Source organism: Actinomadura sp. (assembly GCF_044508335.1).
GTDB lineage: Bacteria > Actinomycetota > Actinomycetes > Streptosporangiales > Streptosporangiaceae > Spirillospora.
The window spans coordinates 1843-23552 of sequence record NZ_JBIQHY010000065.1 but is presented as its reverse complement, the minus strand read 5'-3'; the positions used below and the strand labels follow the sequence as shown (position 1 = coordinate 23552).

The window sequence follows — 21710 nt, the reverse complement described above, 5'->3', positions numbered from 1 at the left end:
CACGACTGGGGCGTCCGGCCGCTCAACGAGAAAGGCAAGATCACATGGGCTCGCTGCGCCCGCTGAACGTCCGGGCGGGCCGCCACCTGCTGGGGTGGCGGACCCGGCTCGGCCGCTCCACCGCGATCCGCAACCTCGACCTGCTCGCCGTCGCCCTCCAGGTCAAGAGCTACCGCTACGTCAAGCTCTACCAGGCCGTCGAGTTCCCCACCCGCCCGCCGGTGCTGTGGGTCTTCGCGTTCAGCCCGGACGACCACGCCCGGGTGGCGGTGACCGTGCACGCCACGCCCGGCCGGGGCTGGGCCTACTACGAGGCCGGGCGCGGACGGCACGGCTACCTCTGCCCCTGCGGCGACGCCAAGAACGCCGTCGAGCAGGTGGAGGCCGTCCTCAAGCACCGCATGTTCCCATCCACCTGGTAGCGCGGCCGGAGGCAACCCGATGACCCACATGCCCGAGGCGCGGTACGACCGGCCGCCGCACGCCCGCTCAGCGCCCGCGCCGCCGCCGTCCGCGCGTCCGGTCGGACGTCTGGAACTGGATGTCGACATCGACCGGGCCCTCGATGACCTGTGCCGCGTCTTTCCCGGCATCTGCATCTGGCACGGCGAGTTCACTGGTTCGTTCTGGGCCCTCCTCCCGGACCGGCTGGTCGAGGCCAGGACGCCCGCAGTTCTGGCCCGGCAGCTCCGCGCCGCTCTGCCCGTGCCCCGCCAGCGTCCCCGCGCCGAACCTGATCCCCATGCGCGCGGCCCTCGGACGTCCACCCGCCGCGCGGACGGCACCTGGACGCCCGCGAAGTCCCCCGCTCGGCGACCGGCACCACGGGGGAGGCGTGGCCGTCGTGTCGTCCGCCGGCTCCTGACCATCTGCCTCCACCTGACGCCGGTGGGTCCATTCCCGTGACCGCCGGCCCGCGAAAGCCCGCGCGCTCTTTGGGACGTCCATGAGGTCCAGGCCGGTGGCCTCAGTGATGGCGCGGCCCACGTGACGACCCTTGGCGGGGATCGGGGAGGCATCCGTAGATTGGCCTGCGTGGGCGGCTATGACCTGATCGCGTACGCGGGCAACGCGGAGGACGTGGTGCTGATGCGCGCCTTCGCCGGCCACCGGGAAGGGTTCTTCGTGGACGTCGGCGCCGGGGAGCCTGCGAGCGGCTCGCTCACCAAGAACCTTGTGGACGGCCTGGGCTGGCGGGGCGTCAACGTTGAGCCGCTGCCCGAGCGCCACGCACGGCTTCAACAGGCCCGGCCCGGCGACGTCAGCCTGTGCGCTGCCGTGGGAGACGAGCCGGGGACAGCAACGTTCTTCCGGGTGGTCCCCGGGAGCGGGAAGAAGGGCGGCGGAGGTCTCAGCACCCTGCGCAGGGATGTCCTGGAGAGGCATCTCGCTGACGGCTGGCGCCATGAGGAACTGCGCGTCGAGGTCGTCACACTGGAGATGATCCTCACCGCGTATGCGGAACCGGGCTTCGACCTGCTGAAGGTCGACGTGGAGGGGGCCGAGGCGGCGGTGCTGCGGTCGGCGGACCTTCGGGCGTGGCGGCCGCGGGCCATCGTGGTCGAGGCGACCGTTCCGCTGACGGCCCTGCCCAGTCATCAGGAATGGGAGCCCGGCGTCCTGGCCGCCGGATACGAACTGGCGCTCTTCGACGGTCTCAACCGCTTCTACGTCCGAGATGACGAGCCTGCTCTACGTGAGCGGCTCGCGGTGCCCGCGAATGTGCTGGACAACTACATCCCGTACGCGTGCGCCGTCCGGGCGGGACTCATTGAGCCAGAGTGAGCAGCTCCGGATGGCAGTCGCGTAGCCGACGAGTGATCCACGCTCCGTCGCTGTCGGCAAGCCCGAGGGACGGCGCGTCGATGAGGCGGCGCAGCATCATCAGCGGTAGCAGCGCGGCCAGGGCGTCTTGGTCGACATCGTCATTTCCATAGCCTTCGATGAGCGGGGCGGGGTTCGCGCCGCGCGGCATGTCGACAGCGAGGGACCAGGCGAGGTCGAGCATCGGTGGTCCGGACTCGGTCGCGCCCGGGTCGAGCAGCCCGGTGAGGGCGTCGCCGTCGAACAGTGCGTTGTGGCAGACCGCGACGTCGCCGTGGATTGCGGTCATCGGGAGTCCTCGGCAGGCTGCGTCGAATCGTTCGGCGATGGCCTGGTAGGAGTCCGGGGCGGTGGTCCGTGCCCAGCCCAGCAGGACGCCCAGCGCACCGGGGTCGTCCAGGCGCAGGCCGCCGCCGGGCGGCCGGCTGTGCCAGAGCCGGAGCTGGCGGCCCAGTTCTCGCTGACGTGCGGGCGTCGGGCGGTCCGCGGGAGCGCCGGGCAGCCGTTCCAAGACGGCCCACCATGCTCGTCCGGACGTTCCGGAATCCAGGAGCCGCGGCGCCCGTACGCCTGCCGTGGCACGCACTTCTTCGAAGTAGCGGACGGTCTCCAACCGCTCATGCAGTCGCCGGCGCACCTTCACCACCGTCCGCACGCCCGGCACGACACCCTCCGCACGGTGCGCCTCCAGCGCGGTGTCCAGGTCGCGCGGGCCGTCGAACGCCGAGCTGGTCAACGCGTCCCGGATCGCGGCCTCGATGAGCGCGTCGGACACCCGGCCGGTGGCGATCAGCGCACGACGGTCACCGACGTCCAGTGGCCCGCAGACCGGTGCCCGCAGCCGATCGAGGGCCTCCGACCAGCGACGCCGCGCGGAGTCGGGATCGTCCAGCCATGCGACGGCGCTGAAGTCGGCATCGAGCCCGGCCCACGACCGGGTGACCGGGACCCAGACGGGCAGGCAGTCCTCACCCAGGGTCCGGGCGGTGCTCGCGGCCTGCGCCGCCCGTCCGCCGGAGGCGTACAGCATGACCTGCAACGCCTCGACGGGCAGCAGTTCACGAGATGCGCCGAGTTCACCGAACCGGCGCGCCGCGGCCGCCAGCAGCTCGGCCGCCGTGCGGCGTTCACCGCGCAGTGCCCGCGCCATCGCCTCGGCCATGTCGCACTGGGCGAGCCCGATCGCTTCGCCCGCCGAGGCGTTCAGCTCACGCGCCCGGCCGAGAAGCGACAGCGTGCGGTCCGGGTCGTACCACATGAGCGCCAGCAGCAGGTGCCGCAACGCACGGGCCTCCCACAGCGGCGCGTTCGCTTCGCGCGCCGCATCCAAGGTGACCTCGAAGAAACCGGCCGCCTCCGCGAAACGCGCGTTGTGCAGACAGGTGTGGCCCAGCAGGTCGGCAACCCGCACCCGGTCCGGTCCGGTCTGCGGCGCACCGTCCATCAGCCGTTTCACCGACCGGTAGTCGCCGCGGCGCAGCGCATTGTCGGCCAGGCCGAACCGTGCGCTCGCGCCGATCAGCGACGCGGGCTCGATCCCGGACAGGTGCTCGGCGGCCTCCTCGACCCGGCCGATGATGTGCGCTCGGCTCGCCAGTTCGTGCCGGTAGTAGTCGGCGTACGGGCCATCGGGTGCACCGATCAACCGGCGCAGTGCGCGGTAGCGGTCCTCGGCGTTGACGTCTCCGCGCGCCGTCAGCCGCGCCACCTCGGTCAGCCGACACAGTTCAGGCGAACCGGACGGTTCTGGAAGGGACACCAGCACTTGCCAGTGTCCGAGCACCGTGAGGCTGTAAGCGAGGTCGCCCAATGACTCCGGTGCCAGCCGGTGTTCGTCGGCGGCGCGCAGGACGAGCAGGAACGCCGCCACACATCGCCTGCTGCGCACGCCCAGGGAAATCGGATGGGCGGCGTCGTCGTCCCAGACGGTGAGTGCGGTGCGCGTCAGGTGCTCGATCGCCCGCTCGGTGCTGCGGGTCCGTTCGGCCTCGGTCCAGCCGTCGTCGGTGTCGGCGTCGCATTCGATGACGCTGCGACGCAAGTTCTCGTGCAGCCGGTACGGCGGCCATACCGTCTCGTCGCGCCGGATGAACGGGCGTTGCAGAAATCGCTCGATCTGGCGGAGCCGCAGATCCGGGAGCACCGCGTGCAGGACGTCCTCGTCGAACGCCTCCAGCAGCGCCGCGGCGCGCAGCAGGTCACGGTCGGCCGCGGACAAGTCCCGCATCGTCCGCAGGACCAGTTCTGGGAAGCCGAGCCCGAACGCATCGGCGGGCGGCGCTTCACCCCGCGCGAGATACTGCCCGAACAGCCCGGCCGACAGGTCGAGGTAGAGCGGTGACCCACCCGCGCCCGCAATGATCCGTTCTCGGATATCGGGTCCGATCGCCGGAGTTCCGTCCACGGTGAGCCGTGCCGCCAGGTACGTCTCGGCCGACGCCCGGTCGAACCCGTCGAGGCCGAGCTGATCGCCACCGGCCAGACCGGGCCAGCGGCGCTCGCCGCCGTAGGTGAGCCCGACGGCCCTGGCCGGGTCGTGCCAGCGCAGCGCGAGCCGTCCCGCCGCGATGAACACCACGTTCGGCATCAGGTACACCAGGCGCGACACCAGGTCCTCGAGGCCGCCGCGCTCAGCGGGCAGGCGTTGGACGTTCTCCAGGGTGTCCAGCACGCACAGCGCCAGCGCCGGATGCCTGCGGCGCGCCCGTTCCAGGTCGGCGGCCAGCAGCACCGGCATGTACCCCAGCATCCGATCCGGGTCCTGCTCGGACAGGATCGGGTCGAGCGCGGGCAGGTCGGCCCGCAGCCGCTTCAACCGCGCCTTCTGCGTCGCGGACCGGCCGAGCAGGTTCAGCGCCCGGTACGCCACCGACACCGCTCCGAAGCCGCCGAGGAGCTGATCGACGGCAGCACCCACCTGGTCGGCGACGCCGAGCGCATCCGCCGCGCTGTCCTTGCGCAGGAACGCGGTCAGTGATTCGCCCGGATGCTTGCGCTGCCAGTACACGGCCAGCGCCACATCGAACGCGGGCCACGACCTGGCCAGTGGCGCGAGAGCGGCACGGACCCTCAACAGAACGGCCTCGAAGCTCGCACTGGCAGGGTCGGCGAAGTCCAGAACCGCATGCGCGCCGCGTCGTGGCAGGCCGTCCAGTTCGCCGTTCACCGCCAGGTCCGCGACGTGCCTGGCCAGGGTGGATTTGCCGATCCCGCCCTCTCCGCACACCGCGATGAGGTTGGATGCCGGCCGCTGGAAGTCGAGGAGTTCGTCAACGGTCCACGACCGTTCGGAGAGCCGGGCGAACCGGTCCCGGAACGTCCGGATCGGCCCCTCTCGGTCAGTGAAGACCTGCTGTACTTCGAATGGAGCGCGCGGCCCGAAGCTGAAGAACTGGTCGACGTCCACCCCGATACCCGATCACATCCCCGTGACCTTGACAACGCGGGTTCCGCGCCCGGCTCGAATGGACAGGCCCCCGCCGGGGGTCCGCCGGGGACCTGTGTCAGAGGGTCAGAACGCCTCTTCGGGGAGGTCCATTACGTCGAGGGTGGTGGCCTCGGTGATGGCGCGGTCGGAGGCGAGGCGCGGGAGCACCGTCTGGCAGAAGAACTGCGCGGCCGCGACCTTGCCGGTGTAGAACGCCTTGTCGGAGTCGGACACGTCGCCGCCGCCGAGCGCGGTCAGCGCGATGTCGGCCTGGCGGAGCAGCAGCCAGCCGACGATGAGGTCGCCCAGGCCGAGCAGCAGGCGGGTCGTGTTGAGGCCGACCTTGTACAGCTCCTTCGGGTTCTCCATCGAGCCGAGCGCCCACCCGATCATCGGGTTGAGGATGCCCTGGACGTCCTCCAGCGCGCGGCCGAGCAGGGCGCGCTCGTTCTTCAGCCGGCCGTTGCCGGCGTCGGACTCGGCGAACGCCTTGATCTCCCCGGCGAGCACCTTCAGCGCCTCGCCGTTGTCCCGCAGGATCTTGCGGAAGAACAGGTCCTGGCCCTGGATCGCGGTCGTGCCCTCGTACAGGGTGTCGATCTTGGAGTCGCGGATGTACTGCTCGATCGGGTAGTCCTGCAGGAAGCCGGACCCGCCGAGCGTCTGCAGCGACTCCGCGCCGAGCAGCGCGTACGCCCGCTCGGAGCCGAAGCCCTTGACGATCGGCAGCAGCAGGTCGTTGATCTTCTCGGCCTGCTCGTCCCTGCGGCCCTCGTACTCGGCGATCTGCACGGCGTCCTGGTAGGACGCGGTGAGCAGCACCAGCGCGCGCATGCCCTCGGCGTACGCCTTCTGCGTCATGAGGCTGCGCCGGACGTCCGGGTGGTGGGTGATCGTGACGCGCGGGGCGGTCTTGTCCGTCATCTGCGTCATATCCGCACCCTGCACGCGCTCCTTGGCGTACTCCAGCGCGTTCAGGTAGCCGGTCGACAGCGTCGCGATGGCCTTGGTGCCGACCATCATCCGGGCGTACTCGATGACGAGGAACATCTGCTTGATGCCCTCGTGCACGTCGCCGACCAGGTAGCCGACCGCGGGGTGCTTCTCGCCGAGGGTCAGCTCGCAGGTCGTGGAGACCTTGAGGCCCATCTTCTTCTCGACGTTGGTGACGTAGGCGCCGTTGCGCTCGCCCAGCTCGCCGGTCTCCAGGTCCACCAGGTACTTGGGGACGAGGAACATCGACAGGCCCTTGGTGCCGGGGCCGGCGCCCTCGGGGCGGGCCAGCACCAGGTGGAAGATGTTCTCGGCCATGTCGTGCTCGGCCGAGGTGATGAAGCGCTTGACGCCCTCGATGTGCCAGGTGCCGTCCGGCTGCCGGATCGCCTTGGCGCGGCCGGCGCCGACGTCGGAGCCCGCGTCCGGCTCGGTCAGCACCATCGTGGCGCCCCACTGCCGCTCAAGGGCCAGCTCGGCGAACCGCTTCTGCTCGGGCGTGCCGATGTACCACAGGATCTGGGCGAAGCCGGGGCCGGAGGCGAACATGTAGACGGCCGGGTTGGCGCCCAGCACCTGCTCGGCGACGGCCCAGGTGAGGGAGCGCGGGGCGCCGCTGCCGCCGAACTCGGGGGCCAGGTCGAGGCGGTACCATTCGGCGTCCATCCACGCCTTGTAGGACTTCTTGAAGCTCTCCGGCATCTCGACGGTGCCGGTGGCGGGGTCGAACTTCGGCGGGTTGCGGTCGGCGTCCTCGAACGAGTCGGCGAGCGGCCCCTCGGCCAGCCGGTTCACCTCGTCCAGAATGCTGCGCACGGTGTCCTCGTCCAGCTCCGCGTACGGGCCGCGGCCGAGGAGGTCCTGGCGCCTGAACACCTCGAAGAGGTTGAACTCCAGGTCCCGGAGGTTGCTCTTGTAGTGCCCCATTCGAGACTCCGTTAAGTCCGGCGGCGGCCGGCGGCCCCGCTTTCGTACTGACTAGTAACTCAACATCATGCTACCCGTTGGTAACCAGTGGCAACCACCCGAAGCGCCCGGATTCGGGGGATGCAGGCCACATCGATACCACGCCCGGCCGTCCGGCGTGACGCAACTCACAAGGTCGGGCAGGGGGCGCGAACCGGGCAGCGGCCCCTGCCGCGCGCCGCCGGACCGTGGTGGGAAGATCGACCGGGGGCGCGACCACCGTGAGGCACGAGGAGGTGCTTATGAGCCAGGAGGAGACCGGCTCCCCGAGGCTGACCGTCATCGGGACCGGGTACCTCGGCGCCACGCACGCCATCTGCATGGCCGTGCTGGGCTTCGAGGTCCTCGGCGTGGACGTCGACCGGGACAAGATCGACCGGCTGGCGTCCGGCGAGGTCCCGATCTTCGAGCCCGGGCTGCCCGAGCTGCTCACCAAGGCGCTCGACTCCGGCCGGCTCCGGTTCACCACCTCCTTCGCGGAGGCCGGCGCCTTCGGCGACGTCCACTTCGTCTGCGTTGGGACGCCCCAGCAGGCCGGTTCGGACGCCGCCGACCTGACCTATGTGGACGCCGCCGTCCGCTCCCTCGCCCCGCACCTGCGCCGCCGCGCCCTCGTCGTCGGCAAGTCGACCGTGCCGGTCGGGACGGCCGAGCGGCTCACCGGCCTCGTCCAGGAGCTCGCGCCCGCCGGGAAGGAGGTCGAGCTGGCGTGGAACCCCGAGTTCCTCCGCGAGGGCTTCGCCGTCGACGACACCCTGCGCCCCGACCGGCTGGTGTTCGGCGTCACCTCCGACTGGGCGCACGAGCGGCTGCGCGCGGCGTTCAAGCCCGTCCTCGACCTCGGCACCCCCGTCATCCGCACCGACCTCGCCACCGCCGAGCTGGTCAAGGTCGCCGCCAACTCCTTCCTCGCCACCAAGATCTCCTACATCAACGCGATGGCGGAGGTCTGCGAAGCCGTCGGCGCCGACGTCAAGGACCTCGCCGACTCGCTCGCGCTGGACGACCGCATCGGCGGCAAGTTCCTCAAACCGGGCCTCGGCTTCGGCGGCGGCTGCCTGCCCAAGGACATCCGCGCGTTCGCGCACCGCGCCGAGGAGATCGGCGTCGGCCAGGCCGTGTCGTTCCTGCGCCAGGTTGACGACATCAACCGGCGGCGCCGGGCGCGCACCGTCGACCTCGTCCGGGAGCTGCTCGGCGGCGACTTCGCCGGCAAGCGCATCGCGGCGTGGGGCGCGGCGTTCAAGCCCAACTCCGACGACATCCGGGACGCGCCCGCGCTGGACGTCGCGCGCACCATGCACGGCCTCGGCGGGGACGTCCGCGTCTACGACCCGGCCGCGCTCGGCAACGCGCGCGCCGCGTTCCCCGAGCTGCGGTACGGCGGCAGCGCCTTCGACGTCGCCCAGGACGCGGACGTCGTCGTCCTGCTGACCGAATGGTCCGACTTCCGGGAGGTCGACCCGGCGGCGCTGGCCCAGGTCGTCCGGCACCGCCGCATCGTGGACGGCCGCCACGCCCTCGACGCCGCGGAATGGCGCAAGGCGGGCTGGGAGTACCGGGCGCTGGGACGCTCCTGACGGGAACACCCCGCGTCAGGGGGCCGTTAAGGCCGGCGAGGGCCTGGAGCCCTCCCGGACGAGGTGCGCCGTACCCGGCAAGCGAAGACGACGCGCGACCACCGCCGTCTCGCACCGGGAGCAGCACAGCCATGGCATGGATCCTCGTCATCGTCGCCGGCCTCTTCGAGGTCGCCATGGCCCTCTGCCTGAAGGGCAGCAAGGGCTTCACCGAGCCGCTGCCGTCCGCCGGCTTCCTCGTCTTCGCCGTCACGAGCTTCGGGCTGCTCAGCCTGGCGCTGAAGAGCCTCGACGTCGGCACCGCCTACGCCGTCTGGGTCGGGATCGGCGCGGTCGGCACGGCCGCGCTCGGCATGCTCGCCATGGGCGACCAGATCTCCGCCATCAGGATCGGCGCGCTGGCGCTCATCATCCTCGGCGTCGTCGGCCTCAACCTCGCCGGAACCGGCGGGCACTGACCCGCCCCGACCTGCGCCGGGACGGCCGATCGTGGCCACCGAACGCGGCGATTCGCAGGTCACGGCAAGTCCCCCGGAACGTAATGTCCCGTAACAGCGTCTATGGGACGAGAAAGAGCGCGGGGAGTGCTCCGACACGGGAGGGACCGACCTTGGTCTTCAAGAAGCTGCGGCAGGCGATGGGCATCGGCGGCCCGTCGATCGAAACCATCCTGCACGACCCGAACACGACGCCCGGCGGCGTCATCACAGGCGAGATCACCATCATCGGGGGCCAGTACAACTCCGACATCAAAGCGGTGAACCTCGCCCTCCGCACCAGGGTCGAGATCGAGTCGGGCGACAACGAGTACACGTCCAACCTGGAGTACGCGAAGATGCCGGTCGCGGGCAGCTTCAGCCTCCAGGAGGGCGCGCGGCACAGCATCCCGTTCCAGATGCCCATCCCGTGGGAAGCTCCCCTCACGCACATGTACGGGCACCCGCTGCACGGCACCACGGTCGGCATCGCGACCGAGCTGGAGGTGGCGGGGGCGCTCGACCCGGGCGACCTCGACCCGATCGCCGTGCACCCGCTGCCCGCGCAGGAGCGCATCCTCGCCGCCTTCTCCAACCTCGGCTTCCAGTTCCGCAACGCCGACTGCGAGAAGGGCCGCATCTGGGGCGTCCACCAGGAGCTGCCCTTCTACCAGGAGATCGAGTTCTACCCGCCGGGCCAGTACGCGCGCGGCATCAAGCAGCTCGAAGTGACGTTCGTGTCGTACCCGCAGTCCATGGAGGTCGTGCTGGAGCTGGACAAGCGCGGCGGGGTGTTCACCGAGGGCCACGACGCGTTCAGCCGGTTCACCGTCGACTACGCGAGCGTGAACCACACCGACTGGGAGCGGCAGCTCGACGGCTTCCTGCAGGAAGCGTGCCGCCGCCGCGGCTTCTTCTAGACGCCGCTTCCCGAACGCCACCGCACGGTCCCCTCCGCGATGTTGATCGCGGAGGGGATCGCCGCGTAGAAAGAGGTTCCGTGCCCCAGCCCCCCGGACTGAACGACGCGGAACGGCGCCTCTGGGCCGCGTTCCCCACCGGCGCGTCCGTCGTCCTCGGCGACGACCGCCCCGCCGGACCCGACCCCGACCGGATCGTCCGCGCCGAGGTCATCACCCGGCTGCTGCTCGGCGCCGGCGAGGAGCGGCCCGGCGCGGTGGCGTCCGTCCGGCTCCGCGGCGCCTACATCACCGGGCGGCTGGACGTCACCGGCGGCACCGTCGAGCACGAGCTGCGGCTGGAGGACTGCCGCCTCGTCGAGGCACCGGACTTCTCCAACGCCGAGACCCGGCAGCTGCGGCTGTCCGGCTGCAGGATGCCCGGCTTCGACGGCGGCGGCCTCCGCGCGGACGGCTACCTCAGCCTGTCCGGGTCGGTGATCGACGGCGAGGTGCGGCTGCCGCGGGCGCAGCTCGCCGGCGGGCTCCGGATGAACGGGACGCGCATCACCGCGCCCGGCCCGGACAAGTGGGCGATCTTCAGCGGCGGGCTCGTCGTGGAGGTCGGCACGTTCATCCGCGACGCCGAGATCACCGGCGGGGTCCGGTTCGTCGGGGCGCGGATGAACGGCGGCCTGTTCATGGAGCGCACCACCCTGTCGAACCCGGGCCGGATCGCGCTGGACGCGCAGAACATGGTGGTCGAGGACGCCGCCGAGTTCAGCAACGGCTTCACCGCGATCGGCACCGTCCGGCTGCGCAGCGCCCGCTTCAACGGCATCCTGTCGTTCGTCCGGGCGCGCCTGGACGCCTCCGACCCGTCCCGGATGGCGCTGCACGCCAGCCACATCGTGGCGGACGAGCTGATCCTGTGGCCGGCCGGGAAGATCGAGGGGCGGGTGTCGCTCTCCTACTCGCGGATCGACATCATCCTTGACCACCCGTCCGTCTGGCCGGACGAGCTGTACCTCAACGGCATGACGTACCACACGCTGCGCGGCGCCGGCTTCAAGGACCGGCTCAGCTGGGTGTCGCGGGACGAGGAGTTCCACCTCCAGCCGTACGAGCAGCTCGCCGCCTGGTACCACAGCGTCGGCTCCGACGACCTGGCCCGGAAGGTGCAGCTCGCCAAGCTCCGGGCCCGCCGCCGGCGGCTGCACCCGGTCGGCAAGGCGTGGAACCACCTGCTGGACTGGACGGTCGGCTTCGGCTACCGGCCGTGGCTGGCGTTCGCCTGGTTCGCCGCCCTGCTGGCCACCGGGACGACGGTGTTCTCGATCGAGCACCCCCGCCCGATCAAACCCGGCGACGAGCTGCCCGCGTTCCACTCGCTGATCTACACGCTCGACCTGCTGATCCCGCTCGACACGTTCGGGCAGCAGCTGTCGTACGACGCGGTGGGCTGGTCGCGCTGGGTCGCGTACGGGCTCGTCATGACGGGGTGGGTGCTGGCCACCGCGCTGATCGCGGGCGTCACCCGCGTGCTGCGGCCGAACTGACCCGCCGCGCCGGGCGTCCACTCGGATAGGGCATCAACGAGAATGGGGCTTCATGGGCACGTATCTGATCACGGGGGCGACGGGCGGCATCGGCAGGGCGGTCGCCGAGCTGCTGCGCGAGCGCGGGCACGACCTGATCCTCACCGGCCGCTCCGCCGAGCGGCTCGACCGGCTCGCCAAGGAGCTGGCGACCGGCGCGCACGCCCCCACACAGGTCATCGATCCCACCGCGGTGCCGTCGCCGCGGCGCAACGCGTCCGTCACCGCGATCCCGCTCGACCTGTCCGAGCCGCGCCGCATCGAGGCGTCCCTCGCGATGGCCGGGCTGCCCGAGCGGCTGGACGGCGTCGTCCACGCGGCGGGCATGGTGCACCTGTCGCCGGTCGCCGGCCTTGAGGCCGACGAGTGGATGGAGCACCTGTCGGTGAACCTGGTGTCGGCGGCGGAGCTCACCCGCCTGCTGCTGCCGGCGCTGCGCGCCGCCGAGGGCCATGTCGTCTTCGTGAACTCGACCGCCGGGCTGCGCGCGAACCCCGAATGGTCGGCGTACGCGGCGAGCAAGTTCGGGCTCCGCGCGCTGGCCGACTCGCTGCGCGCCGAGGAGAGGTCCCTGCGCGTCACGACCGTCTACCCGGGCCGGACGGCGACCGAGATGCAGCGGAAGGTGCGCGCCCAGGAGGGCCACCCCTACGCCGAGGACGACTTCGCCGCCCCCGGGACCGTGGCCCGCGTGCTGGTGGCGGCGTTGGAGACGCCGCGGGACGCCGTCGTGTCGGACGTCACCGTCCGCCCGAACTAGCCGCGGCGCAGGAACCAGGAGGCGAGGACGCCGCCGATCAGCCCGAACAGGTGGCCCTGCCACGAGATGCCGGGGTCGCCGGGGATGACGCCGAGGATCATCGTCCCGTAGACGGCGACGACGGCGATCGCGATGCCGATGTCGAGCAGCCGCCGCTCGAAGATCCCGCGCCCGACCAGGTAGCCGAAGAAGCCGAAGATCAGGATGCTGGACCCGAGCGTGTTCGCCGAGCTGAGGAACCACACCCCGAGCCCGCCGACCACGATGATGATCAGGCTGGCGGCCAGGAACTTCGCGATGCCGCGCGCCGCCGCGATGAACCCCAGGATGAGGAACGGCAGCGTGTTGGCCATCAGGTGCCCGAAGCCGGCGTGCATGAACGGCGCGGTGAAGATGTCGGGCAGGTCGCCGACGTCGCGCGGCTGGATGCCGAACCGGTCGAGCCACCCGTCGGTCGTGTAGTCGAACGCCTCCAGGACCCACATCACCGCGGTCACCGAAACGATGAGGATCAGCGACGCCAGCGCGCGGGCGCCGTGCTTCGCCAGCTCATCGGAACGCTGCCGGTCGGGGGTGTAACTCATGTCCTCCACCGTAAGTCTGGACGTCCCTGAACGGTCAACGGGCGGGACGTCCGGAAGGTGCCACCGGGCGTTTCCGGCATAGTGGGCGGATGCGTGCAGTGATCTGTGCGGAGCTCGGCTCCGTCGCCGTCAAGGACACCGAGGTTCCCGTCCCCGGCCCCGGTCAGGTGCTCATCGCCGTGGAGGCGGCGGGCGTCAACTACGTGGACGCGCTCTTCGTCCAGGGCCGGTACCAGATCAAGCCGCCGCTGCCCTTCGTCCCGGGGAGCGAGGTGGCGGGGACGCTCCCGTCCGGTGAGCGCGTCCTCGCGATGTGCGGGCTGGGCGGGTTCGCGACGCACGTCGCGGTCCCGGAGAGCTCCGCCGTCCCGATCCCGGACGAGCTGGACTTCCCGCGCGCCGCGACGTTCACCCAGAGCTACTGCACGGCGCTGTTCGCGCTCCGCGACCGCGCGAACCTGCGAGCGGGGGAAACGGTGCTCGTCCTGGGGGCGGGCGGCGGTGCGGGCCTGGCCGCGGTGCAGGTCGCGAAGGCGATGGGAGCCCGGGTCCTGGCGGCCGCCTCGACACCGTCCAAGCGGGAGGCGGCGCGCGACGCCGGCGCCGATGAGACGGTCTCCAGCGCCGAGGACGTCAAGTCGGCGGCCCGCGCCTGGTCGGACGGCGGCGTCGACGTGGTCTACGACCCGGTCGGCGGCGCCATCGCGGAGCCGGCCCTGCGCTCACTGCGGGAGCGGGGCCGCCATGTCGTGATCGGGTTCGCGTCCGGGGACATCCCGTCCCTCCCGCTGAACCAGGTCCTGCTGCGCAACCGCGCGGTCGTCGGCGTCGACTGGGGCGCCTGGTCGATGGCGAACCCGCCGGCCCAGCGCGCCCTGCTGGACGAGCTCCTCGCCATGGTCGCCAAGGGAGACCTCGATCCGGCGCCGCCCCGCACGGCGCCTCTCGCGTCGGCGGCGGAGGTGCTGGACGACCTGCTGAACCGCCGCGTCGTGGGGAAGGTGGCCCTGGTCCCCTAGGCCGCCGAGGCGTGCTCGGACTCGGACGCGTCGCCGCGCACCACGATGACGGGCAGCGGCTTGCGGGCCGGGGCGTCGGCCGCGCGGCGCAGGTAGCGGCGCTCCTCGGGGGTCGTCCCGCCCCAGATGCCGTCGGGCTCGCCCACCTTCAGCGCCCACGCGAGGCATTCGGCCCGCACCGGGCAGTTCGCGCAGATGGCCTTGGCCGCGTCCTCCTGGGCCTTGAGAACCGGCGCGGAGTAGCCGATCGGGAAGAAGAGGTCGGGATCCGCCCCGCGGCAGATCGCGTGGTCGGTCCAGTGCTCCTCGTTCTCGTTGTTCTCGTTGATGTGCATTGGCTTCTCCCTGCGCCGCGACGAGACCACCGTGCGGTTCCAGCTCGGCGGGGGTGGTCTCCACTCAACGTAGTACTACGACCCGTAGTACTACAAGACATACGTGAACGTTGCAAGTTAGCGTCCGGATAACCTGGGAGGCGTGCAGCGTGATCAAGAAGTGACCTTCCGCGAGGCGACGGCCGCCGATCTTCCGCAGATCGTCCGGCTACTCGCCGACGATCCCCTCGGATCAACCCGCGAAACACCGGGCGAGGAGATCCCGGAGGGCTACTACACCGCCTTCGCCGCGATCGAGAAGGACCCCAACAACGCGGTGATCGTCGCGGAGGTCGGCGGCGAGCTCGCCGGTACCCTCCAGCTCACCTACATCCCCGGCCTCACCTACACCGGCGGCGAGCGCGCCCAGATCGAGGGCGTCCGCGTCGCCGCCGAGCAGCGCGGCCGCGGCGTCGGCCAGCTGATGATCAACTGGGCGATCGAGCAGGCCCGCGCCCGCGGCTGCCGCGTCGTCCAGCTCACCACCGACCGGCAGCGGCCCGAGGCGATCCGCTTCTACCAGAAGATCGGCTTCCGCCCCTCCCACATGGGCATGAAGTACCACCTCACCTGACCGCCGCCGCGGCCCCGGTCAGGCGCCGGGGAGGGACAGGTGCCGGGGGTTGGCGACGGTGAGCTTGTCGATGATCGAGGCCCGCACCGCCTCGGTCACCTCATCCATCCGGGTGTCCAGGGAGCCTTCGCGGATGGCCCTCGCCAGGTCTTCGTCGGATCCGCAGTCGAGGTTGCGCAGGCGCTTCTCGTGGGCCGCCTTGTGCGCTTCGCCCAGGAGGAGTTCCCTGCGGGCAATGGCCAGGGCCGCGGCGGCCACTCGGGCGTGGAAGCGGAGGCGATCGTCGGGCTGGTCTGCCTGGAGGAGGAAGGCGCCCACCGCGTCGATGAGCGCTTGCGCGCCGGGACGGTCGTGCGGGGGCGTGGCGGTCGGCTGGGCCGTCGCCAACGGGTCTTGGACGGTGGTGGGTTCGGTCAGGCCGAGCACTAGGAGCAGGTCGTGCTCCTGCTCGCAGACCTTGCGGCCCAGGACGGCGTACTCGATGGACGGGTCCGATCCGTTCAGGTAGCGCTCAGCCTGGTGGCGGCACAGGATCGTCCAGCGGAGCGTGCCGTAGACCTCCCACCAGTGGAGTTCCTCAAGGGTGGGCGGGGCGCCTCCGGCGGAGGCGTAGCCCTCCAGGAGGTCTTCGCGGGAGCCGAAGCCTCCGACCGGGTGCGGGGAGTTGAAACGCCAGGCTTTGGTGCACAGCCAGCCCAGGTCTTCGGCCGGGTCGCCCAGGTGGGTCAGCTCCCAGTCGAGGACGCCGCGCACGCCCGTCTCGTCGATCATCAGGTTGCCGTTGCGGAAGTCGCCGTGGACGACCGCCTTGCGGCCCGAGGCCGGCGGGCGGTTGTCCTTCAGCCAGCGGAGCGCGAGCTCCACGGCGGGACGGGGTTCGAAGTTCGCGTAGTGCCCGGCCAGGGCGTCGAGCGGGTCGGCGTCGGGGAGGTCCGGGACGGGCGCCATCGTGTGGAGGCGGGCCAGGATGGCGCCGAGGTCGCGGGCCAGGCGCGGGCGGACGGCCGCGAAGCGCTCGTCGCGCAGCAGGCGGCGGGGGATCGTCTCGCCCGGGAGGCGCTCCATGATCAGGTAGGGCGCGCCCGCCAGGTCGCCGCCGTGGCCGGCGAGGGCGGGCACCGGGACGCCGGCCTCGGCGGCGGAGGCCAGCAGCGCCGCCTCGCGGGCCATCGCCGCCGGGTCGGGGGAGCCGGGCGGGTCGCGGCGCAGGATCAGCGCGCGGCCGCCGGCCTCGAACGACCACGTCTCCCTGCTGGCGCCGCCGGACAGGCGGCGGAGACCGGTGATCTCCGCGCCGAGGCGGGCCGCCAGCGCGGCCTCCACGGCGGTCGTGCGGCGGTCGGCGGTTTCCACGGGTCTCCTTCGTCAGGACGGCAGGCCGAGGGCGCGCACCGTGAGCGCGTCGAGGGTGTCCAGCAGGCGCTCGGCGCCCTCTGGATCATCGTCCTGGACGAGCCACAAGTACAGGGAGTGGTCGACCATCGCGGCGAGCGCGCGGGCCGCCATCTCGGGGTCGATCTCGGCTGGGACGAGGCCCTCGCGCTGCCAGCGCGCGATCGCCTTCGCCGAGCGCGCCACCGAGACGGCCCGGTGCTTGCGCCGCAGCTCCTGGAACTCCTCGTTGAACGTGGCGACCTGCTCGATGATCGCCATCATCTTCGCGTTGCGCCGGTAGGCCTCGTAGTAGGCGCGGTTGGCACGGCGGACGCGCGCGGCCGGGGTCGGGCCGGTGAGCGGGACGAGGGCATGGCCCGTCATGTCCTCGAACAGCCGGTCGGCGACCTCCAGGAACACCGCCTCCTTGGACGGGAAGTAGGTGTAGAAGGACCCGTAGGCCACGCCGGCGTGCCGGGTGATGTGCGCGACGCGCGTCTCCAGGAAGCCGCGTTCCTCGAACACCTCGCGGGCGGCGGCGAGCAGGCGCTCCCTGGTCCTGGCCCCGCGTTCGGTGAGCGGCTGCCCGCCGGGATCGTCCCGCATCTGCGTCGTTCCTCTCGCCCGGGGTGTTGACAACCCGATGTCAGCAGGAACAGTATCCGAGCATCGAGCAAGTTGATATGACTGTCAAGTCAACTCTCGGGAGGCCGCGTGAACACCGAATTCGAGCTGGGCGGGATCAACCATCTGGCGCTCGTGTCGTCCGACATGAAGCGCACCATCGACTTCTACTCGGGCGTCCTCGGGATGCCGCTCATCAAGACGCTCGACCTGCCCGGCGGGATGGGCCAGCACTTCTTCTTCGACTGCGGCGGCGGCGACTGCGTGGCGTTCTTCTGGTTCCCGGACGCGCCGGACGGCGTCCCCGGCATCTCCGCGCCCGCCGGGCGCCCCGAGCAGGGCGAGCTGCTCAGCGCGGTCGGGTCGATGAACCACGTCGCCTTCCACGTACCGCCCGAGAAGTTCGAGGAGTACCGGAAGCGGCTCAAGGAGAAGGGCGTCACGGTCAGCCCCATCCTGAACCACGACGACAGCCCGATGGGCATCTCCCGCGACGTGAACGACGGGGTGTTCGTCCGCTCCTTCTACTTCCAGGACCCCGACGGGATCCTCCTCGAATTCGCCTGCTGGATGCGCGAGTTCGACGAGTCCGACGTCTCCCACGAGCCCAAGACCGCCGCCGACCGCACCGCCCCGAAGGAGCAGCATGCCCCGACTGCGTGAGGTTCCCCGCGCCGAAGTCACCGACGAGCGCATCCTGTTCTTCTACGACCACCTTTTCGCGCCCGACCGCGACCCGGCCGTCGACCACGGCACCGCGACCGGCTCGCCCGGCGACTGGTGGACGGTGTTCGCCCAGTCCCCCGACGTCTTCCGGCACGCGGTCAAGGGATTCGCGCTCTACCGGAACGCCGGCCTGGACCCCGTCCTGCGGGAGCTGGGCCAGTGCCGGGCGGGGTGGGCGCGCGGCAGCCAGTTCGTGTTCTCGCAGCACTGCAAGCAGATGCGGGCCCTCGGAATGGACGAGGAGAAGATCCAGTCCATTCCGCACTGGCAGACCGCCGACTGCTACTCGCCGCTGGAGCGTGCCGTCCTCGCCTACACCGACTGCCTCGTCCTGGACGGCGGCCGGACCCCCGACGCCGTCTTCGAGAAACTGAAGGAGCACCTCTCCGACAAGGAGATCCTGCAGCTCACCTACATCACCTGCATGTACGACATGCACGCGACGATCTCCCGCGCCCTGCGCCTCGAGTTCGACGACCGCCCCGAACCGGTCGTCGAGGTCGCGGCCCCCGAAGGCTACGGCGACCGCGACATCTCGGCCGACCTGACCGGAGGCGCCTGATGCCCGCCCGCGTCGCCGGGTGGGTCCCGCAGGGCCGGGCACGGCCCGGGCACTGGAGACATGGCGTCAGGGAGGCTTGACGTCAGGGTGCCTTGACGGTGACACTCGGGGCATGGTCACTCCAGAGCAGATCGAGCAGGACGTCACGTTGACGAGCGCCGCCGCCCGGTATGACGAGCTGTGGGTCCGGGACGCGGTCGGGGACGCGCCGCTGGGGCGGGGGGAGGTGCTGGAACTCCTCGCGCTCGGCGAGGTGATCGCCCGCAAGGCGGTCTACGGGCGGCAGCTCGCCGTGCGGTCGGCGCGGCGGGCCGGGGCGTCGTGGGCGCAGATCGGCAGCGCCCTCGGCGTCAGCAAGCAGGCCGCCTGGGAGGCGCACGCCCGGTGGATCGACGAGCAGGCCGAGCACCGCCGCCGCAGCGACTACGAGGGGCTGGACGAGGAGCAGGTCGCGGCGCTGCGGAGGCTCGCCGGGCGCGCCGACGAATAACGCGCGCCGTCGCGGAAGTCGCACCGAATATGCGGGCCGTCGCGTTTTTCGGGCGGTCGGAGTTTCCCAGAGTGGTGGTTGGGAAATCTGGCTGCTAGAGGGAACGGAGGCGATTGGCATGGAGGTCGTTCTCGAAATGACCCTGCCGAGGAACGCCGAGAGCGCTCCGCTGGTGCGCCACACGCTCGACGCCTCTCTCCGCGGCCTCGGGGTGGGGTCCGAGATCCGTGCCGATATCGCGCTCGCATTGGGTGAGGCGTGCGCGAACGTCATCCAGCACGCCGCGGCCGGAATGGAGTACGAGGTCCGGGCGCGGATGGACGGGGCCAGATGCGTCGTCGAGGTGATCGACGGGGGCACGGACGACGCGGAGGACGGCGCCGAGTGGGGTGAGATACAGGTGCCGCCGCTCGCCGAGCACGGCCGGGGGCTTCAGTTGATGCGGGCGTTCACGGAAGAACTTCATATAGCCGATCGGGTGCACCGCAACGGCTCGGTGGTGCATTTCGAGAAGTCCCTGGCGGGCTGACGGCCCGGCGGTCGCCCGCCGGGCCGCCGGGACGGTCAGCCGGTGACCGGGAGGTCGTGCCGCACCGGGGTCGGCGCGGGCGCCTCCGCCGGGCCCTGCGGCACGCCGCGGCCGCAGGTCGCGGACGCGACCCGCAGCGCGCCCTTGCCGCCGGGCAGCATCAGCTCCATCGCGGTGACGGCGAGCCGGCCGTCCGCCATGCGCCGCTGCTTGTTGAGGGTCAGCGACGCCCGGCCGACGCCGTCCACGTCGACCGGGACGGTGGTGTTCGGCGGCGGCGTGGAGTCGAGCCGCTTGCCGGCGAGGACGGCGTTCGCGAGGTTCGCGCTGCCCTGGCCGTCCGCGCACTTCGCGGAGACGGCGCCGGCCGCCAGCTTCGCCGCCGGGACGGCGAGCCGCGCGACGGACGAGCGCGCGCGGGCGGCGGAGGCGCTGACGTCCAGCCCGGACGCCCGGACCAGCTTGGTGCGGTCCTCCCGGAGGAGGCGCTTGCTGACCTCGCCGCTGCTGGACGAGACCGCGGGCACCGGCGGGACGGCGAGCGGCCCGGTGACCGCCAGCCCGTACGCGGAGCCCTCGCCCGCGGGGGCGGCGGCCTGGGCCGGCATCCCCGCGGCGACGAGTCCGCCGGCGAGCAGGCCGGCCGCGGCGAGGCGCATGACGGCATGGGTGTAGCGCATGGATGTTCGCTCCGTTTCTTGAGATCAGGCGGTGATGAGCACCAGCGAGCCGAGCGGGACGCGGGACAGCGCCTTGAGCGCGTCCGCGGGCACCCGCACGCAGCCGTGCGTGACGGCCTTGCCGAACACGGAGGCGTCGGGCCAGCCGTGCAGGGCGACGGTGCCGGGACCGCCGCCGAAGGTGTCCAGGGTCGCCGAGTGCGTGCCGAGCGGCAGGACGATCGGGCTCTGCTTCCGGTCGGACGGCACGATCGAGGCCATGACGAACGTCCGGCCGACCGGGGTCGGGGTCTCGGCGCCGCCGACGGCGACCCGCCACCGGCCGGCCCGCCGTCCGGCCCTGTCGAGGGTGAGCCGCCGCTTCCCGATCTCGACCCGGACGGTGTAGGGCGTGTGCGCGGTGCGGAGCCCGGCGCCGGAGATCCAGCCGCTCGCCTGGTTGGGGCGGCTCGGCAGCAGCACGCGCCGCCACTCGCCCGAGCTCTCCACCACGGGCACCCAGGTGGGGCCGCCCAGCTCGGTGGTGGGGAGCGTGGCGACACGGCGGCCGCCCGGCCGGTCCAGCACCGGCGCCGGCGCGGTCGGGTGGACGACCAGGCCGTCGGTGACGCCCTCGGGCGATCCGTCCCGGGGGACGCCGGAAAGGGTGCTGAACGTGGTGGCCTCGGGGACCTTGGCGGCCCCGGCCTCCACCGCCGGCGGCGCCGGCCCGGTGCTCTTCGCGGGCGCCGTGCCGTGCGCGGTGGAGCCGCCGCATCCGCCGAGCAGCAGAGCGGCGGCGGCCGCCACCGGGAGCGCCCCGGCGGCGGTGCCGGCGCGGCGGGAATGCCGCGCTGCTTTTGTGGTCGCCATGGGCGGCGATATTAGCGGCGGCGGAGGCGCGCGTATGGGGAATGGCGAAAACGCGGCGCGAGTCGCCATTGCATAGAATGATAACCGCCATTTTGGCGGACGCTTAACGCGGCGTCGCAATTTGTCCGAATAAGGGTGGACGAGTCAGGCGAGCATGGAGAAGGGGCCGCCGTCGCCGTCCGGCCTGGAGGCGGCCTCGTGGAACTCCGCGAGCCCCCACAGCAGCGCGGCGCGTGCGGACGCCGGCATCTGCTCCAGCACGCGGGAGAGATCCTCCAGCCGGCGCACCCGGAGCCGGTCGAGCAGCGCCTGCCCGTCCGCGCTCAGCCGCAGGGTGACCTCCCGGCGGTCCCGGCCGGGGTCGCGGGCGAGCAGCCCGGCCGCCTCCAGCCGGTCGCACAGCCGGCTCGCGGAGGACACCAGCGCACCCAGCTCGCCCGCCAGGCTGCTGACGTTCACCGGGCCGCGCTCCAGCACGAAGAGCGCCCGCAGTTGCGTGGACGGGACGGGCACATCGGGGGCATTGTGGGCGCGCGACCAGATGTCCATGAGCGTGGATGCGGCGCCGTCCAGGGCCGCCGCGGAATTCGCGGCTCCCTCACCCGGCGTGTCCACCATGCCTTCCACTGTTACATACGACCTCGCCGAGGGCATCCCCCGGACCTGCGGGTCCGCCCGGCACCCCGCCCGGCACCCCGCCCGGCGCGCGGCCGCGGTGTCAGCGCGGCAGCTTCACCACGGTGACGCAGGATGTCCTCGTCGGCCTCGGACGTGGTCAGCACGACGACGGGGATGCTGC

Annotated in this window: 23 protein-coding genes, 1 pseudogene and 1 riboswitch; of the genes and pseudogenes, 13 read left to right on the top strand and 11 right to left on the bottom strand. The window is 71.7% G+C overall.

The genetic code is table 11. From position 1 onward, the window contains the following. Positions 1-44: 44 nt before the first annotated feature. Positions 45-422, top strand: a complete 378-nt coding sequence (locus ACIWVC_RS21370; RefSeq protein WP_396448893.1) for a hypothetical protein — start codon at positions 45-47, stop codon at positions 420-422. Between the two features lie 67 nt (positions 423-489). Here the strand turns inward: ACIWVC_RS21370 and ACIWVC_RS21365 are convergent, their stop codons facing one another. Beyond that, entirely contained in the window at positions 490-744 is a 255-nt protein-coding gene (locus ACIWVC_RS21365; protein WP_396454466.1) for a hypothetical protein, read from the bottom strand. Positions 745-1035: 291 nt separating this feature from the next. On the opposite strand from ACIWVC_RS21365, the gene ACIWVC_RS21360 reads away from it, so the two are divergent. Continuing rightward, on the top strand, positions 1036-1785 hold the full coding sequence (locus tag ACIWVC_RS21360; protein ID WP_396448895.1) for an FkbM family methyltransferase: 750 nt from the start codon (positions 1036-1038) through the stop codon (positions 1783-1785). On the opposite strand, the gene ACIWVC_RS21355 is transcribed toward ACIWVC_RS21360, so the two are convergent. Then, positions 1769-5230 (bottom strand): hypothetical protein, encoded by a 3462-nt coding sequence (locus ACIWVC_RS21355; RefSeq protein ID WP_396448896.1) that lies wholly within the window; start codon positions 5228-5230, stop codon positions 1769-1771. The genes ACIWVC_RS21360 and ACIWVC_RS21355 overlap by 17 nt on opposite strands. 105 nt (positions 5231-5335) lie before the next feature. Then, entirely contained in the window at positions 5336-7171 is a 1836-nt protein-coding gene (locus tag ACIWVC_RS21350; RefSeq protein WP_396448897.1) for an acyl-CoA dehydrogenase, read from the bottom strand. Positions 7172-7452: 281 nt separating this feature from the next. On the opposite strand from ACIWVC_RS21350, the gene ACIWVC_RS21345 reads away from it, so the two are divergent. The 5 genes from ACIWVC_RS21345 (at position 7453) to ACIWVC_RS21325 (ending at position 12523) form a co-directional block, all read left to right on the top strand. After that, positions 7453-8790 carry a UDP-glucose dehydrogenase family protein gene (locus ACIWVC_RS21345; protein WP_396448898.1) on the top strand — a complete coding sequence of 446 codons (1338 nt, stop codon included), beginning with the start codon at positions 7453-7455 and terminating at the stop codon, positions 8788-8790. A 34-nt stretch (positions 8791-8824) separates the two neighbouring features. Continuing rightward, a riboswitch (guanidine-III (ykkC-III) riboswitch) is annotated at positions 8825-8887 on the top strand. Positions 8888-8921: 34 nt separating this feature from the next. Beyond that, complete coding sequence (locus ACIWVC_RS21340) at positions 8922-9248, top strand: DMT family transporter (protein ID WP_396448899.1); 327 nt, start codon at positions 8922-8924, stop codon at positions 9246-9248. Positions 9249-9400: 152 nt separating this feature from the next. Further along, positions 9401-10186 (top strand): sporulation protein, encoded by a 786-nt coding sequence (locus tag ACIWVC_RS21335; RefSeq protein WP_396448900.1) that lies wholly within the window; start codon positions 9401-9403, stop codon positions 10184-10186. 80 nt (positions 10187-10266) lie between these two features. After that, positions 10267-11724: a hypothetical protein gene (locus tag ACIWVC_RS21330; RefSeq protein ID WP_396448901.1), complete on the top strand. Its 1458-nt coding sequence runs from the start codon at positions 10267-10269 to the stop codon at positions 11722-11724. Between the two features lie 52 nt (positions 11725-11776). Further along, positions 11777-12523, top strand: coding sequence for an SDR family oxidoreductase (locus ACIWVC_RS21325; protein WP_396448902.1), 747 nt, complete (start codon positions 11777-11779; stop codon positions 12521-12523). Here the strand turns inward: ACIWVC_RS21325 and ACIWVC_RS21320 are convergent. Next, positions 12520-13107 (bottom strand): rhomboid family intramembrane serine protease, encoded by a 588-nt coding sequence (locus ACIWVC_RS21320; RefSeq protein WP_396448903.1) that lies wholly within the window; start codon positions 13105-13107, stop codon positions 12520-12522. The two genes, ACIWVC_RS21325 and ACIWVC_RS21320, sit on opposite strands and share 4 nt — an antisense overlap. An 89-nt stretch (positions 13108-13196) precedes the next feature. On the opposite strand from ACIWVC_RS21320, the gene ACIWVC_RS21315 reads away from it, so the two are divergent. Next, the gene (locus ACIWVC_RS21315) at positions 13197-14126 is read left to right on the top strand and encodes an NADPH:quinone oxidoreductase family protein (protein ID WP_396448904.1); all 930 of its coding nucleotides are present in this window, start codon (positions 13197-13199) and stop codon (positions 14124-14126) included. Here ACIWVC_RS21315 and ACIWVC_RS21310 read toward each other — a convergent pair. Further along, positions 14123-14461: a WhiB family transcriptional regulator gene (locus ACIWVC_RS21310; RefSeq protein WP_396448905.1), complete on the bottom strand. Its 339-nt coding sequence runs from the start codon at positions 14459-14461 to the stop codon at positions 14123-14125. The two genes, ACIWVC_RS21315 and ACIWVC_RS21310, sit on opposite strands and share 4 nt — an antisense overlap. Before the next feature lie 142 nt (positions 14462-14603). Here ACIWVC_RS21310 and ACIWVC_RS21305 point away from each other — a divergent pair, with 142 nt between their 5' ends. Beyond that, positions 14604-15074, top strand: coding sequence for a GNAT family N-acetyltransferase (locus tag ACIWVC_RS21305; RefSeq protein ID WP_396448906.1), 471 nt, complete (start codon positions 14604-14606; stop codon positions 15072-15074). An 18-nt stretch (positions 15075-15092) separates the two neighbouring features. On the opposite strand, the gene ACIWVC_RS21300 is transcribed toward ACIWVC_RS21305, so the two are convergent. Both ACIWVC_RS21300 and ACIWVC_RS21295 read right to left on the bottom strand, forming a co-directional pair. Then, the gene (locus ACIWVC_RS21300) at positions 15093-16427 is read right to left on the bottom strand and encodes a phosphotransferase (protein WP_396454465.1); all 1335 of its coding nucleotides are present in this window, start codon (positions 16425-16427) and stop codon (positions 15093-15095) included. Positions 16428-16439: 12 nt separating this feature from the next. Continuing rightward, entirely contained in the window at positions 16440-17054 is a 615-nt protein-coding gene (locus tag ACIWVC_RS21295) for a TetR/AcrR family transcriptional regulator (protein WP_396448908.1), read from the bottom strand. A gap of 108 nt (positions 17055-17162) precedes the next feature. Between ACIWVC_RS21295 and ACIWVC_RS21290 the strand changes: the two genes are divergently transcribed. The 4 genes from ACIWVC_RS21290 to ACIWVC_RS21275 all read left to right on the top strand — a co-directional run bounded on the left by ACIWVC_RS21290 (position 17163) and on the right by ACIWVC_RS21275 (position 19379). Further along, positions 17163-17735, top strand: coding sequence for a VOC family protein (locus ACIWVC_RS21290; RefSeq protein ID WP_396448909.1), 573 nt, complete (start codon positions 17163-17165; stop codon positions 17733-17735). Continuing rightward, complete coding sequence (locus ACIWVC_RS21285) at positions 17719-18360, top strand: carboxymuconolactone decarboxylase family protein (protein WP_396448910.1); 642 nt, start codon at positions 17719-17721, stop codon at positions 18358-18360. The genes ACIWVC_RS21290 and ACIWVC_RS21285 overlap by 17 nt, the downstream gene beginning before the upstream one ends. A 112-nt stretch (positions 18361-18472) precedes the next feature. Continuing rightward, a complete protein-coding gene (locus ACIWVC_RS21280; RefSeq protein ID WP_396454464.1) occupies positions 18473-18850 on the top strand; it encodes a hypothetical protein in 378 nt (125 codons plus the stop codon). A gap of 118 nt (positions 18851-18968) precedes the next feature. Then, a complete protein-coding gene (locus ACIWVC_RS21275; protein WP_396448912.1) occupies positions 18969-19379 on the top strand; it encodes an ATP-binding protein in 411 nt (136 codons plus the stop codon). A 35-nt stretch (positions 19380-19414) separates the two neighbouring features. Here the strand turns inward: ACIWVC_RS21275 and ACIWVC_RS21270 are convergent, their stop codons facing one another. The 4 genes and pseudogenes from ACIWVC_RS21270 to ACIWVC_RS21255 all read right to left on the bottom strand — a co-directional run. Further along, on the bottom strand, positions 19415-20059 hold the full coding sequence (locus ACIWVC_RS21270) for a choice-of-anchor P family protein (protein ID WP_396454463.1): 645 nt from the start codon (positions 20057-20059) through the stop codon (positions 19415-19417). 24 nt (positions 20060-20083) lie between these two features. Continuing rightward, complete coding sequence (locus ACIWVC_RS21265; protein ID WP_396448914.1) at positions 20084-20911, bottom strand: L,D-transpeptidase; 828 nt, start codon at positions 20909-20911, stop codon at positions 20084-20086. 144 nt (positions 20912-21055) lie between these two features. Further along, positions 21056-21529, bottom strand: a complete 474-nt coding sequence (locus ACIWVC_RS21260) for a MarR family winged helix-turn-helix transcriptional regulator (protein ID WP_396448915.1) — start codon at positions 21527-21529, stop codon at positions 21056-21058. A gap of 89 nt (positions 21530-21618) precedes the next feature. Beyond that, positions 21619-21710, bottom strand: a pseudogene (locus ACIWVC_RS21255) (response regulator); the annotation flags it as partial.

What these genes read in the sequence shown, in the direction of transcription:
- ACIWVC_RS21370 (WP_396448893.1), top strand. Translation starts at nt 45, where the DNA reads ATGGGCTCGCTGCGCCCGCTGAACGTCCGGGCGGGCCGCCACCTGCTG.
- ACIWVC_RS21365 (WP_396454466.1), bottom strand. Translation starts at nt 744, where the DNA reads ATGGGGATCAGGTTCGGCGCGGGGACGCTGGCGGGGCACGGGCAGAGC.
- ACIWVC_RS21350 (WP_396448897.1), bottom strand. Translation starts at nt 7,171, where the DNA reads ATGGGGCACTACAAGAGCAACCTCCGGGACCTGGAGTTCAACCTCTTC.
- ACIWVC_RS21345 (WP_396448898.1), top strand. Translation starts at nt 7,453, where the DNA reads ATGAGCCAGGAGGAGACCGGCTCCCCGAGGCTGACCGTCATCGGGACC.
- ACIWVC_RS21340 (WP_396448899.1), top strand. Translation starts at nt 8,922, where the DNA reads ATGGCATGGATCCTCGTCATCGTCGCCGGCCTCTTCGAGGTCGCCATG.
- ACIWVC_RS21325 (WP_396448902.1), top strand. Translation starts at nt 11,777, where the DNA reads ATGGGCACGTATCTGATCACGGGGGCGACGGGCGGCATCGGCAGGGCG.
- ACIWVC_RS21320 (WP_396448903.1), bottom strand. Translation starts at nt 13,107, where the DNA reads ATGAGTTACACCCCCGACCGGCAGCGTTCCGATGAGCTGGCGAAGCAC.
- ACIWVC_RS21315 (WP_396448904.1), top strand. Translation starts at nt 13,197, where the DNA reads ATGCGTGCAGTGATCTGTGCGGAGCTCGGCTCCGTCGCCGTCAAGGAC.
- ACIWVC_RS21310 (WP_396448905.1), bottom strand. Translation starts at nt 14,461, where the DNA reads ATGCACATCAACGAGAACAACGAGAACGAGGAGCACTGGACCGACCAC.
- ACIWVC_RS21295 (WP_396448908.1), bottom strand. Translation starts at nt 17,054, where the DNA reads ATGCGGGACGATCCCGGCGGGCAGCCGCTCACCGAACGCGGGGCCAGG.
- ACIWVC_RS21285 (WP_396448910.1), top strand. Translation starts at nt 17,719, where the DNA reads ATGCCCCGACTGCGTGAGGTTCCCCGCGCCGAAGTCACCGACGAGCGC.
- ACIWVC_RS21280 (WP_396454464.1), top strand. Translation starts at nt 18,473, where the DNA reads ATGGTCACTCCAGAGCAGATCGAGCAGGACGTCACGTTGACGAGCGCC.
- ACIWVC_RS21275 (WP_396448912.1), top strand. Translation starts at nt 18,969, where the DNA reads ATGGAGGTCGTTCTCGAAATGACCCTGCCGAGGAACGCCGAGAGCGCT.
- ACIWVC_RS21270 (WP_396454463.1), bottom strand. Translation starts at nt 20,059, where the DNA reads ATGCGCTACACCCATGCCGTCATGCGCCTCGCCGCGGCCGGCCTGCTC.
- ACIWVC_RS21265 (WP_396448914.1), bottom strand. Translation starts at nt 20,911, where the DNA reads ATGGCGACCACAAAAGCAGCGCGGCATTCCCGCCGCGCCGGCACCGCC.
- ACIWVC_RS21260 (WP_396448915.1), bottom strand. Translation starts at nt 21,529, where the DNA reads ATGGTGGACACGCCGGGTGAGGGAGCCGCGAATTCCGCGGCGGCCCTG.